The 2,640-nt window shown below is 34.5% G+C and carries 3 protein-coding genes and 1 pseudogene; all 4 read right to left on the minus strand.

All coding sequences use genetic code 11. The features are described from left to right. Positions 1-502, minus strand: a pseudogene (locus WC622_RS17065) (tRNA pseudouridine(55) synthase); the annotation flags it as partial. Between the two features lie 83 nt (positions 503-585). Next, positions 586-1,380, minus strand: a complete 795-nt coding sequence (locus WC622_RS17070; RefSeq protein WP_372820894.1) for an undecaprenyl-diphosphate phosphatase — start codon at positions 1,378-1,380, stop codon at positions 586-588. Positions 1,381-1,386: 6 nt separating this feature from the next. After that, entirely contained in the window at positions 1,387-1,614 is a 228-nt protein-coding gene (locus WC622_RS17075; RefSeq protein WP_372820895.1) for a DUF3098 domain-containing protein, read from the minus strand. Next, the gene (locus tag WC622_RS17080; protein WP_372820896.1) at positions 1,614-2,492 is read right to left on the minus strand and encodes a cell division protein FtsX; all 879 of its coding nucleotides are present in this window, start codon (positions 2,490-2,492) and stop codon (positions 1,614-1,616) included. Before WC622_RS17080 ends, WC622_RS17075 begins: the two co-directional genes overlap by 1 nt. Between the last annotated feature and the right edge of the window lie 148 nt (positions 2,493-2,640).

Here is a 2,640-nt window from a genome sequence, read left to right on the forward strand (position 1 = left end):
GGGCTATCCTGGTAATCTCGAATTCGCTTACCGTAACCTGACGTTTGCGCAACTCTACCTCTTCACCTAAACGAGCTTTAACGTATAGGCGTTCGCCATTTACCTTTACCGCTGAATGGGCAGGCGGGTATTGTTCAATATCCCCTTTAAAGGTTGCAGTAGCATCGTAAACTTGCGCTTCAGTTAAATGCTCAAAAGGAAACTCAGCATTAACGGCTGTTTCCATATCAAAAGATGGAGTAGTGGCGCCTAAAATCATGGTGCCAGTATATTCTTTTTCTTGAGCCTGAAAGGTATCTATCTGTTTAGTTAATTTCCCTGTACAAATAATTAGTAATCCTGTGGCTAAAGGGTCGAGTGTTCCGGCATGACCGACTTTTAACTTTAATGGCTTTAAAGAATTCCTAATTTTGCCTACGACATCAAAAGAAGTCCACTTATATGGTTTATTAATTAAAAGTAATTCGCCTTCGGCAAAGTTAAAATCTGGAAATTTATTCAAAATGTAATTAATTTATACTACAAGCCCGAGTTCAATTATTTGCACAATCGTCATTAATCTAACTCAGGTTACAAAGCTACAAATTAAATAATAGAGAGGCTGTGGCCCGATAGCAACAATGCGATAATTATTCCGCCTACGATAATTCGATACCAACCAAAGATCTTAAAGCCATTTTTATTAAGATAACCGATAAAGCTCTTGATGGCTAATAATGCCACAATAAAAGCAACAACGTTTCCAAATGCTAGTACTTGCATTTGATCTGAGGTAATTGTATGTCCTTCTTGATAAAAGTCTAACAGCTTTTTCCCTGTTGCAGCAAACATCGTTGGCACAGCAAGAAAAAATGAAAACTCTGCTGCGGCTTTTCTTTTTAGATTTTGGCTCATACCCCCAACAATAGTTGCGCCAGATCTAGATACACCTGGAATCATTGCTAAGCACTGAAAGAAGCCTATTTTTAAAGCAGTAACGTAATTAATCTCCTCTTCTGTTTCGATGGTTGCATCTTTAAACCAGTGGTCAACGAACAACAAAATAATACCACCTACTACAAGTGAAATAGCCACAGTTAGCGGACTTTCAAGCATCTGGTCAATTTTATCGCTCAAAAGAAAACCAAAAATCGCGGCCGGGATAAAAGCAATAACTAATTTAAAATAGAAATTAACGCTCTTAAAAAAACGCTTAAAATATAACACTACCACGGATAGAATGGCACCCAGCTGAATGCAAATTGTAAACAATTTAACAAAAGGATCTGATTGGATACCCATCATCGACGAGCCAATAATCATGTGTCCAGTTGACGAAACGGGTAAAAACTCCGTTAAGCCCTCAATAAGCGCAAGGATAAATGCTTGAAAGAAATTCATTAATTGTTATTTCTTCAGAATAGCGTAAACACCGAAAGCAAAGCCAAATAATACGGTCATTGGTGCGATTAAGGTTCTTCTGGTGTCATAAATGTCACCTTCTTTACCGATCATTAAAATAAAGCCAACAGCTACTATTGCTATGCTAATGATTAACAATTGGTAATTCTTTTTATTAAAAACCATTTCTACTTTTTGTCCCTGTTGTACAGGAGCCGATTTTTTTTCTGCCATTATCTATAAAGGTCGTAAATTTTTAAACGTAAATATCTGCTTACTGCAAATAGGGTAGAGATTGCAGTTATGAAAATACCAATTGCCACCATCGCAACGAGGACTATTCCAAAATCAGTATAATTTCTTAAGATGATAATTTCTGGAATTTCCTTTTGTGCATAATATAAAATACCCAAAAGGATAATAATCGCAATAAAAGAGGCAATTAAACCATGTAATGCTGCAACTAAAATAAATGGTTTTCTAATGAAGTTTTTTGTTGCGCCAACTAGTTGCATACTCTTAATTAAAAAACGCTGAGAAAAGATAGCAAGACGAATGGTGTTATTAATTAAAGCAATTGCAATAACTAACAAGATAATCGCAAAACCTAATACGATTAAACTAATCGTGCTAATGTTTTTATTTACCATATCGATTAAAGAACTTTGGTAAATTACTTCTTTAACCATCGGATTTTTTTCCAAGCTTCTTTTTAGAGAATCGATGCTTTGATTATTTGCATAATCAGCTTTTAAGTAAACGTCAATAGTAGATAAAAGTGGGTTATACCCTAAAAAGTTAACAAAATCTTCTCCTAAATCTTTGGTTAAATTGTGCTGTGCTACTTCTTTATTTACGTATTGAGTTTGTTTAACCGCTACATTGCCATTTAACTGCTTTTGAAAAGCTAAAATATCTGTCTCCTTTGCGCCCTCATCAACGATAATGTTTAGCACAATGTTTTCCTTAACATATTTTGATAAGTTTTTTGCGTGTACTAAGATGAGACCTAACATGCCCAACATTAATAATACCAACGCAATACTAAAGATCGTAGAAATATAAATGGTTTTTGTCTTTTTAGCAGCTTCGCTTACTTCAAATTCTTCCATATATCTGTTTTTGTTTCTGCGAAAATAAAGAAAGATAAGCAGAAATGTAAATATTACCACCAATTTAAACATTAAATGAGAGGAATTGTAGTCGTTAACATATTTTAACTTTTGATTTAGCACATGAAAGCTTGCAATTACTTTGTTA

It is taken from the genome of Pedobacter sp. (assembly GCF_041662865.1).
Taxonomy (GTDB): domain Bacteria; phylum Bacteroidota; class Bacteroidia; order Sphingobacteriales; family Sphingobacteriaceae; genus Pedobacter.

What these genes read in the sequence shown, in the direction of transcription:
- WC622_RS17070 (WP_372820894.1), bottom strand. Translation starts at nt 1,380, where the DNA reads ATGAATTTCTTTCAAGCATTTATCCTTGCGCTTATTGAGGGCTTAACG.
- WC622_RS17075 (WP_372820895.1), bottom strand. Translation starts at nt 1,614, where the DNA reads ATGGCAGAAAAAAAATCGGCTCCTGTACAACAGGGACAAAAAGTAGAA.
- WC622_RS17080 (WP_372820896.1), bottom strand. Translation starts at nt 2,492, where the DNA reads ATGGAAGAATTTGAAGTAAGCGAAGCTGCTAAAAAGACAAAAACCATT.